Below are 14087 nucleotides of genomic sequence, written 5' to 3' on the forward strand. Positions count from 1 at the left end.
GGCGAACTCCCGTGGGAAGGCAGGCGAGTTCACTGCGAGAGCGCCCGTGCGGCGCCGCAGTGACGAAGAGAAAAGAGGGTTGCGGAAAAGGGGCCGGGAAGCCCTATCGCATTCGCTTGCTCACGAGACTGCTCCCTTGAGGACCAGGACCCCAGGGGTACGACACTCATCGAGTGCGCAGGGGTCCGCGCTTGCCATACGCCTTGCTGCGTACGGCCTGGTCTTCACCCGGGGCACCCCGCCACGGACGGAGGGTTGCCGGACAGCGAGCCGGGGCCTAATCGCTGTCACTCATGACCTGTGCAGCATCCTGCCATACGATCTTCGACGCGCAAGGCGCAGTCCAGAATCCGGACTGCGCCTCGCGTCACACTCGGGTCGCTCTCAGCGGTTGCTGGCCGCCACCCACCGCTCCAGGGCCTGCTTCGCGGCCCCCGAGTCGATCGATTCGGCCGCCCGGGCGATGCCCCCGCGGATCTGCTCGGTCAGGCTCCCCTCGCCCGGCGTCAGGGCCACGAGGGCCGCCGCGGAGTTGAGCAGCACGGCGTCCCGTACCGGGCCCTTCTCGCCGTCCAGGAGGCGGCGCGCCACCTCCGCGTTGTACGAGGCGTCGGCGCCGCGCAGCGCCTCCACGGGGACCAGGTCGATGCCGGCGTCCCGCGGGTCGAAGGACTCCTCGCGCACGGTGCCGTCCCGTACGACCCAGACCCGGGAGGTGGCCGTGGTCGTCAGCTCGTCCAGGCCGTCGTCACCGCGGAAGACCAGGGACGAGTGCCCGCGCTCGGCGAAGACCCCGGCCACGATGGGCGCCATCCGCGCGTCGGCGACCCCGACGGCCTGGGCCCGCACCCGGGCCGGGTTGGTGAGCGGACCGAGGAGGTTGAAGACGGTCCGGATCCCCAACTGGCTGCGCGCGGTCCCCGCGTGCCGCAGCGCGGGGTGGAACTTCACCGCGAAACAGAAGGTGATCCCCGCCTCCTCCGCGACCTCGACGACCCGCCGCGGGGTGAGCTCCAGGTTCACGCCGAGCTTTTCGAGGACGTCGGAGGCGCCGCTGGCCGATGAGGCGGCGCGGTTGCCGTGCTTGACGACCTTCGCGCCCGCTCCGGCGATGACGATCGCGGACATCGTGGAGATGTTGACGGTCTTGGCGCCGTCACCACCGGTGCCGACGATGTCGACCGTCGCCCCCGGCACCTCGATCACGTTGGCGTGTTCGTACATGGTGCGTACGAGACCGGAGATCTCCTCCACGGTCTCGCCCTTGGCCCGCAGCGCCACGACGAAGCCCGCGATCTGCGCGTCGGTGGCCTCGCCCCGCATGATGCGGTCCATCGCCCAGGCGGTGTCGTCGGCGCTCTGGTCGTTGCCGTCCAGCAGGCCGTTCAGCACACCGGGCCAGGAACGGGCCGCCGCGGTGTTGCCTCCTGCGGTGGTCACAGCGTTCATGGCCGCTCCTGGGTTCGTCAGCGTTCGTGGCGTAGGGATGGGACCACCTTATCCAGCGCGGAGAGCGGCAAAGAGCCCCGTCCATGCAGTGGAACGCATGGACGGGGCTCTCGCCGTGGCGACCTTGAGTCAGAGCTTCAGGGGATCAGTGGTGGCCGTGGCCGCTGGTGATCTCCTTGTACTCCTCGGTGGTGGGCTTGGGGATCTGGTTGTCCTCCCCGTAGTAGCCCTTGGAGAGCTTGGCCCTGAGCTTCTGCGAGCCGGACACCTTGCGCTCGACACCGTTCTCGTCGACCGACGGACCGATCTCGACCGGCGCGTACTGCTCGTGCGCGGTGAGCGTGTGCAGCTGCCCCTGGTCGAGCGGCTCGTGGACCTCGATGAACTCACCGTGCGGCAGGCGCTTGATGATGCCGGACTCGCGTCCGTGCAGCACCTTGTCCCTGTCACGCCGCTGCAGACCCAGACAGATCCGCTTGGTGATGACGAAGGCGATGACCGGCGCGACGAAGAAGGCGATGCGCACGAACCAGGTGATCGCGTTGATCGACAGGTGGAAGTGCGTGGCCCAGAGGTCGTTTCCACCACCGATGAGCAGCACCATGTACCAGGTGATCCACGCGACACCGAACGCCGTCCGGGTCGGGACGTTGCGCGGGCGGTCCAGGATGTGGTGCTCGCGCTTGTCCCCGGTGACCCAGGACTCGATGAACGGGTAGACCGCGATCGCGACCAGGACCAGCGGGAAGATGATCAGCGGGACGAACACACCCAGGACGAGCGTGTGACCCCAGGCGTTGATCTCCCAGCCCGGCATGACACGGATCAGGCCTTCGGAGAAGCCCATGTACCAGTCGGGCTGGGCTCCGGTGGAGACCTGGTCCGGACGGTAGGGGCCGATCGCCCAGATCGGGTTGATCGTGGCGATCGCCGAGACCACCGCGATGACACCGAAGACCAGGAAGAAGAAGCCTCCGGCCTTGGCCATGTAGACCGGGAGCAACGGCATGCCGACGACGTTCTTGTTCGTCTTGCCGGGGCCCGCGAACTGCGTGTGCTTGTGGTAGAAGACCAGGATCAGGTGCGCCACCACCAGGCCGAGCATGATGCCCGGCAGCAGCAGGATGTGCACCGAGTAGAACCGGGCCACGAAGTCGCCGCCGGGGAACTCTCCGCCGAACAGGAACATCGAGAGGTACGTACCCACGACGGGCACGGACAGGATCGCGCCCTGCATGAAGCGGACACCGGTGCCGGAGAGCAGGTCGTCCGGGAGCGAGTAACCGGTGAAACCGGTGAACATGCCGAGGACGAACAGCAGGAAGCCGAACAGCCAGTTGACCTCACGCGGCTTGCGGAACGCACCCGTGAAGAAGACGCGCATCATGTGCACGAACATGCCGGCGAGGAAGATCAGCGCCGCCCAGTGGTGGATCTGCCGGATCAGCAGACCACCGCGCACATCGAAGCTGATGTGCATGGTCGAGTTGAACGCCTCGGACATCAGCTGGCCCTGCAGCGGGATGTAACTGCCGCTGTACTCCACCTCGTTCATCGAGGGGTGGAAGAACAGGGTCAGGTACACACCCGTGAGGATGATGATGATGAAGCTGTAGAGGCAGATCTCACCGAGCATGAAGGACCAGTGGTCCGGGAAGATCTTGCGCATGTTGGCCTTGGCCAGGGAGTAGATCCCCAGGCGGCCGTCGGCCCAGTCGGCGACCCGCTCACCGGCGGGCGCCTCCTTCTTACGCGTATCGGTCGTCGTAGTGCTCATCCGCGCTCCCAGAAAGCAGGACCGACGGGCTCTTCGAAGTCGCCGAGCGCCTCGAGGTAGCCCTCGTCGTTCACGCCGATGCGCAGCTGCGGCAGTGCGTGACCGGCCGGGCCGAAGATCACTCGGGCACCGTCGGAGAGGTCGAAGGTGGACTGGTGGCACGGGCAGAGGACGTGGTGCGTCTGCTGCTCGTACAGGGAGATCGGGCAGCCCACGTGGGTGCAGATCTTGGAGTACGCGACGACGCCGTCGTGCGACCACTCGAGTTCGCGCTTGTCCTTGATGTTGTCCGGCTGGATCCGGACGATCATCAGGGCCGCCTTGGCGATCTCCTTCTGGAAGTCGTGGTCGTGCTCCTCCAGGCCCTCGGGCTTGGCGAAGGTCAGCGAACCGACCTGGACGTCCGAGGGGCGCAGCGGCTCGTTCGTGTTCATGTTCACGAGCAGCTTGCCCTTGCCCCAGAGCGTGTGCCGGAGCTTGTCCTCGGGCAGCGGACCGAGGTCACGCAGGAGGACGACGCCGGAGAGCGGCACCAGGGCCATCGCGCCGAACATCGTGTTGCGGATCAGCTTGCGCCGTCCGAACTGCGACTCCGCGGCACCGGCCTTGAAGTCGGCCATGACCTTGGCCTTGACCTCGGGCTCGGCCTCGATGGCGTGCCGGTCGTCGGCGACCTCCACGTCGGACATCAGGGTGCGGGCCCAGTGGACCGCGCCCGCTCCGATGCAGAAGAGGGCGATGCCGAGCGTCATTCCCAGCGAGAAGTTCAGCGCACTGATGTGGCCGATGGGGAAGATGTAGACGCGCTTGTCGACCGGGAAGGCCACGTACGAGGCGATGAAGGCGACCGTGGCCAGCATCGACAGGGTGAACAGGAAGGCGATCGCACGCTCGGAACGCCTGGCGGCCCGCTCGTCGATGTCCTGGACACGATGCTGGTGGGGCGGAAGCCCCGGGTCCGCGAACGGGTTCTCGTCCGCGACAGCTACCGAGCCGTGCTCGGTCTCCTGCACGCTGGGCAGGGTCTCTTCTGGATTCTCTTGGCTACTCATGACTTCTTGGCCTTTGCGGTCCGAGCGGCGACCCACACGGCGACCGCGATCAGCGTGCCGAGACCGAAGATCCAGCCGAAGAGGCCTTCACTGACCGGACCCAGTCCACCCAGCTTCAGACCGCCAGGGCTCTCGGTCTGCTCGCCGTTGACCGCGTCGAGGTACGCGATGATGTCCTTCTTGTTCTTCTCCGGCATCGTCGTGTCGGGGAAGGACGGCATGTTCTGCGGGCCGGTCTGCATGGCCTCGTAGATGTGCTTCGGGGAGACATCCTCCAACGAAGGGGCGAACTTGCCCTTCGTCAACGCGCCGCCCTCACCGGTGAAGTTGTGGCACTGCGCGCAGTTGGTGCGGAACAGTTCGCCACCCTTGGCGATGTCCGCCCCGTCCGGGCTGTACTGCTTCTCGGTGGGAACGGTCGGCCCCGCGCCCAGCGAGGCGATGTACGCCGCGAGCTGGTCGACCTGTGCCTGGTTGTAGATGGCCTTCTTCTTCGGCGCCTGGGCGCCCGGCTGCTGGAGCGGCATACGGCCGGTGCTGACCTGGAAGTCGACGGCGGCTGCGCCGACGCCCACCAGGCTAGGACCGTCGGTGGACCCCTGACCGCCGGTTCCGTGGCAGCTGGAGCAGCCCACGGAGTAGAGCTTCTTGCCTTCGTCGATGGCAAGTGACTGGGCGGTGTCGTCGGCCTGCGCCTTGTCCGCGGGTGCGAACGCGGCGTACAGCCCCCCGGTGGCCGCCAGCGCGAGGAGTAGGACGACGACCGCCGCCAACGGGTGGCGTCGTCGTGCGGAGAGCTTTTTCACGGATTACCCCGGTGTCAGGATCTTCAGCGTCGATGCTTCTGGAATGAGTCGGAACGTCGGGCCCTTCGCGAGGCCGGCCCCGGTTACTTGATCATGTAGATCGTGGCAAAGAGACCGATCCAGACAACATCGACGAAGTGCCAGTAGTAGGACACGACGATGGCTGCGGTCGCCTGCTCATGGGTGAACCTCTTGGCCGCGTATGTCCTGCCGAGTACCAGCAGGAAGGCGATGAGACCGCCTGTCACATGCATGCCGTGGAAGCCGGTGGTCAGGTAGAACACGGATCCGTACGGGTCGGACGAGAGCGAGAGACCCTCGTGCTTGACCAGCTCGGTGTACTCGAAGACCTGACCGCCGATGAAGACCGCACCCATGATGAAGGTGACGATGAACCACATCCGGAGCTTCTTCACGTCACCACGTTCAGCGGCGAACACGCCTAGCTGACAGGTGAGGGAGGAGAGCACCAGGATCGTGGTGTTCGTCGCTGAGAACGGGAAGTTCAGCGCGGACGCCATTTCCTTCCAGTGATCAGGACCTGTCACCGATCGCAGGGTGAAGTACATCGCGAAGAGGGCCGCGAAGAACATCAGCTCGGAACTCAGCCAAATGATGGTTCCGACGCTGGTGAGGTTCGGCCGATTGACCGGCGGGTGCGCGTGCCCGGTATCTACTGTCGTTGCTGTCGCCACGACCGACATTATGTCGGTCGCTTATCCCGCCCTCACCCCGGGGGGTGCCGTTCGGAGTGTCTGCGGGGTGTGTCCTGCCCGTATGGCCCATCGAAGGGCTGTCCGAACCGCTGTTGACGGGGTGTCCGGAGGAGTAGCATCCGCGCATCGGTTCCCGGCCGAACGCCCTCAACGAAGCGGAGGAACAATGCAGCCGACCGCCACGGTGCTGGTCTACAGCGACAACGCGAGCACCCGCGAGCAGGTCCGGTTGGCCACCGGACGCAGGCCGGCGGCGGACGTCCCCCCGGTCGAGTTCATCGAGTGCGCGACCCTGCCCGCCGTCCTGAAGGAGCTCGAGCGGGGCGGCGTCGACGTCTGCGTCCTGGACGGCGAGGCGCAGCCGGTGGGCGGCATGGGGGTCTGCCGCCAGCTCAAGGACGAGATCTTCCGCTGCCCGCCCGTGCTCCTGCTCATGGGGCGCCCGCAGGACGCCTGGCTGGCCACCTGGAGCCGTGCGGAGTCCGCGGTGACCCTTCCGGTCGACCCGGTGGAGTTCGCGGACTCTCTGGCCGCTCTGCTGCGCGCCAGGCTGGCCGTCCAGGCCTGACGCGGCACTTGGGCATACGAGAGGGGCCCGCGCGTGTGTGCGGGCCCCTCTCGCCGCTTCCCGGGCGTGTCCCGGCCGATCAGACCTGCGGCCGCAGCCGGGCCGCATCGACCGCCGTCGGGCCCTCCTTGGCGCCGCCGACGAGTTCGCTGCCCTTGCGCCACTTCTTCCAGTCGAGGTTCCAGTCGCCGTAGCCGTTGCCGAACGGATCCATGTCCGCGCCGGCACTGTTGACGACCTTGACGATGTCGCCCTGCCGGACGGTGTCGTAGAACCACGCGGCGTCGTCCGTGCTCATGCCGGTGCAGCCGTGGCTGGTGTTCTCGTAACCCTGTGAGCCGACCGACCAGGGCGCGGCGTGCACGTACTCACCGGAGTCGGTGACCCGCGTCGCGTAATAGACCATCTTGTCGTAGAAGTCCGAAGAGCCGATGCTGGCACTGGTCATGCGTACGGAGTACTCCTTGCCCAGCACCACCTTGACGCCGTTGCGCGTGGAGTAGCCGGGCTTGCCCGTGGTCACCGGCATGGAGTTGATCTCCTCGCCGTTGCGGTAGACCGTCATGTAGTGCGACCCGGCGTCCGTCACGGCCTCGATGCGGTCGCCGATGGTGAGCTTCAGCGGCTTGGACTCGCCGCCCCAGAGCTTGTCGCGGACCTTGATGCCTTCGAGGTTGCTCCGTACGTGGATGTGCGCGCCCGCGGGCCAGTACTCCTTGGGGCGGTAGTGCAGCGTCTTGCTGTCCACCCAGTGCCAGGCGCCCTCCGTGGCGGGCTGCGTCTCGACCTTCAGCGCGCGCTCCACGACGGCCCGGGCCTTCTTGTCCTTCACCTTGGCGCTGAGTTCGGCCGTGACGGGCTGTCCGACGCCGTACTTGCCCGACTCGGGGCCGAACGTGACGTCGAGGCGCCTCTTCTTGGCCGGGGCGTTCGTGTCGAAGTTCATGACCTTGCGGCCCGGCGAGCCTTCGTCGTCCTCGGTGCTCACCCGCACGGTGTAGTGCGTGCCTGCCGCCAGTGGCGACGTGCTGTGCCAGCGGGCGCCGTCGGCGCCGAGTTCACCGGCCACGTACCGCCCCATCGCGTCGGTGGCCGTCACGTCGGTGATGCGCCCGTCCTCGCCCTGGGCGGTGACCTCAAGGGGCTTGTCGGGATCCGCCTTCTGGGTGCCCACAGGGCCGTTGAAGGCGATCTGGCCCGCCGCGTCGTACGGCTTCGCCGAGAGCGGATGGCCGTCGGAGCCGCCACAGGCCGTGGTTCCCACCCCGAGGGCGGCCACCAGCAAGGTGCAGCTCAGTACCGTGCGGATTCGCGGTGAGTGGCTCATATGCACACGTTATGAACGTTTACCGGTAACGGCGCGCCGAGTGACCCGTACGAGGGGCGGACGCGACACGCCGAGGGGCCCGGACGCTCCGTCAGGAGTGTCCGGGCCCCTCGGTGAAACGGGAATCACAGACTCACTGGGTCTGGTTCTCGCCCCGGTAGTACTCGAAGACCCAGCCGAACAGGCCGATCATCAGGACCGGGAACGAGAAGTACAGCAGCCACCAGCCGAAGACGACGCCCATGAAGGCGAGCGCGCCACCGATGGCCAGTGAGAGCGGCTGCCAGCTGTGCGGGCTGAAGAAGCCCACCTCGCCGGCCTCGTCCGCGACATCGGCTTCCTTGTTGTCCTGTGCGGACGCGTCGACACGCCGGGCCGTGAAGGCCAGGTAGTAGCCGATCATGATGCACAGGCCGAAGGCCAGGAAGAGCGCGGTCGTACCGGCCGGCTCCTTCGACCACACGCCGTAGACGATCGCCATGGCGAGCACGAAGACGCTCAGCCAGATGAACATCTTGCCCTGGATCTTCACTTGGCGGCCTCCTTGTCGCCACCGAACAGCGCGGTGTCCTTCTGACCGTCGTTCTCGAGCTGGCCGATGGCGGCGATCTCCGGGTGATGCAGGTCGAAGGCAGGCGATTCACTGCGGATGCGCGGCAGCGTGAGGAAGTTGTGCCGCGGCGGCGGGCAGGACGTCGCCCACTCCAGCGAACGGCCGTAGCCCCACGGGTCGTCGACCTCGACCTTCTTGCCGTACTTGGCGGTCTTCCACACGTTGTAGAGGAACGGCAGCATCGACAGGCCGAGCAGGAACGAGCTGATCGTCGAGATCGTGTTGAGCGCGGTGAAGCCGTCGGCCGCGAGGTAGTCCGCGTAACGACGCGGCATGCCCTCGGCGCCCAGCCAGTGCTGCACCAGGAACGTGCCGTGGAAGCCCACGAACAGCGTCCAGAAGGTGATCTTGCCCAGGCGCTCGTCGAGCATCTTGCCGGTCATCTTCGGCCACCAGAAGTGGAAGCCGGAGAACATCGCGAAGACCACGGTGCCGAAGACGACGTAGTGGAAGTGCGCGACCACGAAGTACGAGTCGGAGACGTGGAAGTCCATCGGCGGCGAGGCCAGGATGACGCCGGTCAGACCACCGAAGGTGAAGGTGATCAGGAAGCCGACTGCCCAGAGCATCGGTGTCTCGAAACTCAGTGAGCCCTTCCACATCGTTCCGATCCAGTTGAAGAACTTCACGCCCGTCGGTACGGCGATCAGGAACGTCATGAAGGAGAAGAACGGTAGGAGCACGCCACCGGTGACGTACATGTGGTGCGCCCACACGGTCACGGAGAGACCCGCGATCGCGATCGTCGCGCCGATCAGGCCCATGTAGCCGAACATCGGCTTGCGGGAGAAGACCGGGATGACCTCGGAAATGATTCCGAAGAATGGTAGCGCGATGATGTACACCTCTGGATGGCCGAAGAACCAGAAGAGGTGTTGCCATAGCAGCGCGCCGCCGTTGGACGCGTCGAAGACATGGGCGCCGAATTTACGGTCCGCCTCCAGGGCGAACAGCGCGGCGGCCAGGACCGGGAAGGCCAGCAGGACCAGAACGGCGGTCAGCAGGACGTTCCACACGAAGATCGGCATCCGGAACATCGTCATGCCGGGTGCGCGCATGCAGATGATCGTGGTGATGAAGTTGACCGAGCCGAGGATCGTGCCGAAGCCGGAGAAGGCCAGACCCATGATCCACATGTCGGCGCCGACACCCGGCGAGCGGACGGCGTCCGACAGCGGGGAGTAGGCGAACCAGCCGAAGTCGGCCGCACCCTGCGGGGTGAGGAAGCCGGCCACCGCGATCAGCGAGCCGAAGAGGTACAGCCAGTAGGCGAACATGTTCAGCCGCGGGAACGCCACGTCGGGCGCGCCGATCTGCAGCGGCATGATCCAGTTCGCGAATCCGGCGAACAGCGGCGTCGCGAACATCAGCAGCATGATCGTGCCGTGCATCGTGAACGCCTGGTTGAACTGCTCGTTCGACATCAGCTGCGAGCCGGGACGAGCGAGTTCGGCGCGCATGAAGAGCGCCATGACGCCGCCGATGCAGAAGAACGCGAACGACGTGACCAGGTAGAGCGTGCCGATCGTCTTGTGGTCGGTGGTGGTCAACCACTTGATCACGACGTTGCCCGGCTGCTTGCGCCGTACCGGCAGCTCGTTCTCGTACGAGTCTTCCGCTGCCGCGGCACCCTGAGGTTCGTTGAGGATGCTCACAGGTTGTTCGTCTCCCGGTTCTTCTCGTGGCTCGTCTGCTCGATGCCGGCCGGGATGTATCCGGTCTGGTTCTTCTTCGCGAGTTCCTCGAGGTGCTTCTGGTAGCGCTCGGGGGAAACGACCTTCACGTTGAAGAGCATCCGGGAGTGGTCGACACCGCAGAGCTCGGCGCACTTGCCCATGAAGGTGCCCTCCTTGTTGGGAGTCACCTCGAAGGCGTTGGTGTGGCCCGGGATCACGTCCTGCTTCATGAGGAACGGCACCACCCAGAAGGAGTGGATGACGTCACGCGAAGTCAGTACGAAGCGGACCTTCTCGCCCTTGGGGAGCCAGAGGGTCGGACCGGGGTTGCCGTTCTGAGGGTTCCGCTGGCCGGGCGTGCCGACGTCGTAGACGCCACCGGCGTTGGACGGGAACGCATCACGGAACTTGTCCGGGATGGCCTCCAGCTCCTTGGCCGTCTTCGCGTCGCCCTTGTTGGAACCCTTCACGTCCTCGACGTAGTTGAAGCCCCAGCTCCACTGGTAGCCGACCACGTTGACCGTGTGGGCGGGCTTTTCGTCGAGGTGGAGGAGCTTCGACTCATCACGTGCCGTGAAGTAGAAGAGCACCGAGACGATGATGAGGGGAACCACCGTGTAGAGCGCCTCGATGGGCATGTTGTAACGCGTCTGTGGAGGTACCTCCACCTTGGTGCGGCTGCGCCGGTGGAAGATGACACTCCACAGGATCAGACCCCAGACCAGCACGCCCGTGGCGAGCGCTGCCGCCCACGAGCCCTGCCAGAGGGAGAGGATCCGCGGAGCCTCTTCCGTTACGGGGGTGGGCATACCAAGGCGGGGAAAGTCCTTGTATGTGCAACCGGTGGCGGTTGCAAGGATCAGGCCCGCAGTCAGCACCTGCGGCAGCTTCCGCCGCATCGGGCGCCGCGACGAGCGGTCGGAGCCGTTGGGACTCACGTAGCGCCTTCCCGAGAGTCTCGGCCCGCGCTTCGGCTGCGGCCTTCTCGGTGGTCGGTCGCCGCCCTGCGGCGGGCAGGGGTTTGGATGTTTATGCGGGCCAAACCTTACTGGACGCTATTTGGGGTCGCGCGGGGAGGGTGCCTAACGCGCCGCGGGTCACTCCGAAGGGTGGGGGCCCCTGCCCGCGGGGGCTTCTGACGGGGGGTCGGGGCGCCCAGCAGCTCGGCGGAACCTCGCCGTCCGCGACTGCGGGGCCGTCGTGGTTTCTCGCGCAGTTCCCCGCGCCCCTTCCGGGCGCTTAGCGTTGCCCCGTGTCCTACTTCGACGCGGCTTCGTCCGCTCCCCTCCATCCCGTGGCCCGGCAGGCCTTGCAGGCCTCGTTGGACGAGGGGTGGGCCGATCCCGCTCGGCTCTATCGCGAGGGGCGGCGGGCCAGGCTGTTGCTCGACGCGGCGCGGGAGGCAGCCGCGGAGGCGGTGGGGTGCCGCCCCGACGAGCTCTCCTTCACCGCTTCGGGCACCCAGGCCGTGCACTCCGGGATCGCGGGCGCGCTCGCCGGGCGTCGGCGTGTCGGGCGGCATCTGGTGGTGTCGGCGGTCGAACACTCTTCGGTACTCCACGCGGCGGCGGCGCTCGAAGCCGACGGGGGAACGGTGACGGAGATCCCGGTGGACCGGAGCGGTGCGGTCTCCCCGGCCGCGTACGCCGCCGGACTGCGCCCCGACACGGCGCTGGCCTGCCTCCAGTCCGCCAACCACGAGGTGGGCACCGAGCAGCCGGTGGCCGACGTCGCCTCGGCGTGCCGCGCCGCCGGGGTGCCGCTGCTCGTGGACGCGGCGCAGTCGCTGCCGTGGGGGCCGGTCGGCGGTGACTGGTCGCTGCTGGCCGCCAGTGCCCACAAGTGGGGCGGGCCCGCGGGTGCGGGGCTGCTCGTCGTACGCAAGGGGGTGCGGTTCGCCGCGCAAGGCCCCGCCGACGAGCGGGAGTCGGGCCGCTCCCCCGGCTTCGAGAACATCCCGGCGGTGGTCGCCGCCGCTGCTTCGCTGCGCGCGGTGCAGGCCGAGGCCGCCGCGGAGGACGCACGGCTGCGCGAGTTGACCGAGCGGATCCGGGCGCGGGTGCCCGGGAGCGTGCCGGACGTGGAGGTGGTGGGCGATCCGGTGCGGCGCCTGCCCCACCTCGTCACCTTCTCCTGTCTCTATGTCGACGGGGAGACAGTCCTGCACGAGCTGGACCGGGCCGGCTTCTCGGTCTCATCCGGCTCTTCCTGCACCAGCTCGACGCTGACCCCCAGCCACGTACTGAAGGCGATGGGCGTACTGAGCGAGGGCAACGTCCGCGTGTCACTCCCACGGGGGACGGAGGAAGCGGAGGTGGAGCGCTTCCTGGACGTGCTGCCGGGTGTGGTGGCCGAGGTCCGCGAGCAGCTGGGAGCGCCGGTGGCGCCCGTGAGGGGCGCGGAGTCGGCCTCCCTCGTCGTCGACGCGCTCGGCAAGCGCTGCCCGCTCCCCGTCATCGAGCTGGCGAAGGTCATCGGGGACGTGCCGGTCGGCGGCACCGTCACGGTCCTCGCCGACGACGAGGCGGCACGGCTCGACATCCCGGCGTGGTGCGAGATGCGGGGGCAGGAGTACCTGGGCGAGGAGCCGGCGGACCACGGTGCCGCTTATGTGGTCCGCCGGATCTCATGAGGGGGCTTGGGCAGACCTAGCCCAGGCGGGCCTGGACCTCGGACGCCGCCTCATCGCCGTACGCCTTGGTGAAGCGGTCCATGAAGTCGCTGCGGTGCAGCTCGTACTCCTGGGTGCCGACGCTCTCGATGACCAGGGTGGCGAGCATGCAGCCGAGCTGCGCCGCGCGCTCGTGCGAGACGCCCCAGGACAGGCCCGAGAGGAAGCCCGCGCGGAACGCGTCGCCCACGCCGGTCGGCTCGACCTTCGCCTTCTCCTCGGGCACCCCGACCTCGATCGGGTCCTGGCCCACGGACTCGATACGGACGCCGCGCGCGCCGAGGGTCGTGACGCGGTGGCCGACCTTCGAGAGGATCTCGGCGTCGGTCCAGCCGGTCTTGGACTCGATGAGCCCCTTCTCGTACTCATTGGAGAAGAGGTACGTCGCGCCCTCCAGGAGGGTGCGGATCTCGTCGCCGTCCATCCGCGCGATCTGCTGCGAGAAGTCGGCGGCGAAGGGGATCTTGCGGGAGCGGCACTCCTCGGTGTGGCGGAGCATCGCCTCCGGGTCGTCGGCGCCGATCAGGACGAGGTCGAGCCCGTCCACGCGGTCGGCGACCGCCTTGAGTTCGATGAGGCGGGCCTCGCTCATCGCGCCCGTGTAGAAGGAGCCGATCTGGTTGTGGTCGGCGTCCGTGGTGCACACGAAGCGGGCGGTGTGCAGCGTCTCGGAGATGCGGACCGAGGCGGTGTCCACGCCGTGCCGGTCGAGCCAGGCGCGGTACTCGTCGAAGTCCGAGCCGGCGGCGCCGACCAGGATCGGTCCCGTGCCGAGCTGGCCCATGCCGAAGCAGATGTTGGCGGCCACACCTCCCCTGCGTACGTCTAGGGCGTCGACCAGGAAGGAGAGAGAAACCGTGTGCAGCTGATCCGCGACCAGTTGGTCGGCGAAGCGGCCGGGGAAGGTCATCAGGTGGTCGGTGGCGATGGAGCCGGTGACTGCGATACGCACGACGGCATGCTCCTGTGGAGGAGAGGCAAGGGGTTGACGGTTCACGCTATCGGGTCGGGACACCCTTGCTGAAGAGGCCAAACTACCCGTTAGTAGGTCTTTTTTCGCGAGGTCCGCGGTGCGTACGGTTCCGTTATGGCCGTTATCTCGAAGCATGTCGTCACCGCACGTCCCGTCGAGCTGCCCTCCGACCCCGCGGAGAACATGGAGACGCTGCGCGGCGACTGCGCCCGCATGGCCCCGCACTGGGTGGCCCCCGCCGCGGTCGCGACCGCCCCGGTGTCGCCCGCGCTGATCCATGGCATCAGCGTCCCGCCCGCCTCCGCACGACTGATCGACGGCATGTCCGAGTACGGCGACTGAGGCGGGGGCCGGCCGGAAGACCGGCGCGGGGCATCGGCGCGCGCCGAGGGAACCGCGCGCTCCCCCGCTGCGTCCCACCGCTGTCCCCCGTCAAAGGGACGCGGGATACGAACGAGG

The 14087-nt window shown here is 67.4% G+C and carries 13 protein-coding genes and 1 riboswitch; of the genes, 3 read left to right on the top strand and 10 right to left on the bottom strand.

Features of this window, described 5'->3' with window-relative positions:
- Window positions 1-182: 182 nt before the first annotated feature.
- Window positions 183-299, bottom strand: a riboswitch (SAM riboswitch).
- Window positions 300-384: 85 nt separating this feature from the next.
- The 5 genes from trpD to ACGFX9_RS02105 all read right to left on the bottom strand — a co-directional run bounded on the left by trpD (window position 385) and on the right by ACGFX9_RS02105 (window position 5788).
- Window positions 385-1449, bottom strand: a complete 1065-nt coding sequence (gene trpD / locus ACGFX9_RS02085; protein WP_393463359.1) for an anthranilate phosphoribosyltransferase — start codon at window positions 1447-1449, stop codon at window positions 385-387.
- 145 nt (window positions 1450-1594) lie between these two features.
- Window positions 1595-3226, bottom strand: coding sequence for a cytochrome bc complex cytochrome b subunit (locus tag ACGFX9_RS02090; protein ID WP_393463361.1), 1632 nt, complete (start codon window positions 3224-3226; stop codon window positions 1595-1597).
- Complete coding sequence (locus ACGFX9_RS02095) at window positions 3223-4278, bottom strand: Rieske 2Fe-2S domain-containing protein (protein WP_393463363.1); 1056 nt, start codon at window positions 4276-4278, stop codon at window positions 3223-3225. Before ACGFX9_RS02095 ends, ACGFX9_RS02090 begins: the two co-directional genes overlap by 4 nt.
- Window positions 4275-5084 (bottom strand): c-type cytochrome, encoded by an 810-nt coding sequence (locus ACGFX9_RS02100; protein WP_393463364.1) that lies wholly within the window; start codon window positions 5082-5084, stop codon window positions 4275-4277. Before ACGFX9_RS02100 ends, ACGFX9_RS02095 begins: the two co-directional genes overlap by 4 nt.
- 83 nt (window positions 5085-5167) lie before the next feature.
- A complete protein-coding gene (locus tag ACGFX9_RS02105; protein ID WP_393463366.1) occupies window positions 5168-5788 on the bottom strand; it encodes a heme-copper oxidase subunit III in 621 nt (206 codons plus the stop codon).
- Window positions 5789-5966: 178 nt separating this feature from the next.
- Here ACGFX9_RS02105 and ACGFX9_RS02110 point away from each other — a divergent pair, with 178 nt between their 5' ends.
- The gene (locus tag ACGFX9_RS02110) at window positions 5967-6368 is read left to right on the top strand and encodes a hypothetical protein (protein ID WP_393463368.1); all 402 of its coding nucleotides are present in this window, start codon (window positions 5967-5969) and stop codon (window positions 6366-6368) included.
- 79 nt (window positions 6369-6447) lie between these two features.
- On the opposite strand, the gene ACGFX9_RS02115 is transcribed toward ACGFX9_RS02110, so the two are convergent.
- From ACGFX9_RS02115 to coxB, 4 genes are all read right to left on the bottom strand, one after another.
- Window positions 6448-7695 carry an Ig-like domain-containing protein gene (locus ACGFX9_RS02115; RefSeq protein ID WP_393463370.1) on the bottom strand — a complete coding sequence of 416 codons (1248 nt, stop codon included), beginning with the start codon at window positions 7693-7695 and terminating at the stop codon, window positions 6448-6450.
- Between the two features lie 133 nt (window positions 7696-7828).
- Window positions 7829-8227: a cytochrome c oxidase subunit 4 gene (locus ACGFX9_RS02120; RefSeq protein WP_393463372.1), complete on the bottom strand. Its 399-nt coding sequence runs from the start codon at window positions 8225-8227 to the stop codon at window positions 7829-7831.
- Window positions 8224-9963: a cytochrome c oxidase subunit I gene (gene ctaD / locus ACGFX9_RS02125; RefSeq protein WP_393463374.1), complete on the bottom strand. Its 1740-nt coding sequence runs from the start codon at window positions 9961-9963 to the stop codon at window positions 8224-8226. Before ctaD ends, ACGFX9_RS02120 begins: the two co-directional genes overlap by 4 nt.
- On the bottom strand, window positions 9960-10922 hold the full coding sequence (gene coxB / locus ACGFX9_RS02130) for a cytochrome c oxidase subunit II (RefSeq protein ID WP_393463376.1): 963 nt from the start codon (window positions 10920-10922) through the stop codon (window positions 9960-9962). The genes ctaD and coxB overlap by 4 nt, the downstream gene beginning before the upstream one ends.
- A 314-nt stretch (window positions 10923-11236) precedes the next feature.
- On the opposite strand from coxB, the gene ACGFX9_RS02135 reads away from it, so the two are divergent.
- Entirely contained in the window at window positions 11237-12616 is a 1380-nt protein-coding gene (locus ACGFX9_RS02135; RefSeq protein WP_393463378.1) for a cysteine desulfurase/sulfurtransferase TusA family protein, read from the top strand.
- A gap of 16 nt (window positions 12617-12632) precedes the next feature.
- On the opposite strand, the gene ACGFX9_RS02140 is transcribed toward ACGFX9_RS02135, so the two are convergent.
- A complete protein-coding gene (locus tag ACGFX9_RS02140) occupies window positions 12633-13607 on the bottom strand; it encodes a carbohydrate kinase family protein (RefSeq protein WP_393463380.1) in 975 nt (324 codons plus the stop codon).
- Between the two features lie 135 nt (window positions 13608-13742).
- Between ACGFX9_RS02140 and ACGFX9_RS02145 the strand changes: the two genes are divergently transcribed.
- Complete coding sequence (locus ACGFX9_RS02145; RefSeq protein WP_393465708.1) at window positions 13743-13970, top strand: hypothetical protein; 228 nt, start codon at window positions 13743-13745, stop codon at window positions 13968-13970.
- Window positions 13971-14087: the final 117 nt, after the last annotated feature.

The organism is Streptomyces sp. NPDC048436 (assembly GCF_043200355.1).
Lineage (GTDB): Bacteria > Actinomycetota > Actinomycetes > Streptomycetales > Streptomycetaceae > Streptomyces.